At 47.9% G+C, this 292-nt stretch carries 1 protein-coding gene; it reads right to left on the bottom strand.

Going from position 1 to position 292, the window contains the following annotated elements; genetic code table 11:
* Positions 1 to 184, bottom strand: a 184-nt coding sequence (locus tag WG929_RS21080; protein ID WP_416207633.1) for a hypothetical protein, incomplete at its 3' end; no start/stop codon positions are given.
* Between the last annotated feature and the right edge of the window lie 108 nt (positions 185 to 292).

The following is a 292-nucleotide window of genomic DNA, read 5'->3' as shown; positions in this document are numbered from 1 at the left end:
CCAGTAGATCCAAGGCTTTTTTTTGGAGCGTCAGGCAGCCATTCTGAATCTCGATCTGCTTGCGTAGCCGGTCGTTCTCTTGTTCGAGCTGTTCGATACGTTTTTGCTCAGCGGTCTTCTTCGGCGCGGGACCTGGGGCGGATTTTTTCAGACCATCCAGCCCTTGTTCAGCGTAAACGCTCAAACAACCCCATCTAAAATCACTACTCAATTCATTCTAAGCTGTCTTCAAATTCTTCAACGAGACAGCTCATGACTAAATCCGAACAATGGCAGCAGCACATCAACCTTT

The sequence above is a fragment of the Oceanobacter antarcticus genome (assembly GCF_044962685.1).
In the GTDB taxonomy this organism is placed as follows: domain Bacteria; phylum Pseudomonadota; class Gammaproteobacteria; order Pseudomonadales; family Oceanobacteraceae; genus Oceanobacter; species Oceanobacter antarcticus.
This window is presented reverse-complemented; position numbering and strand designations above follow the sequence as displayed.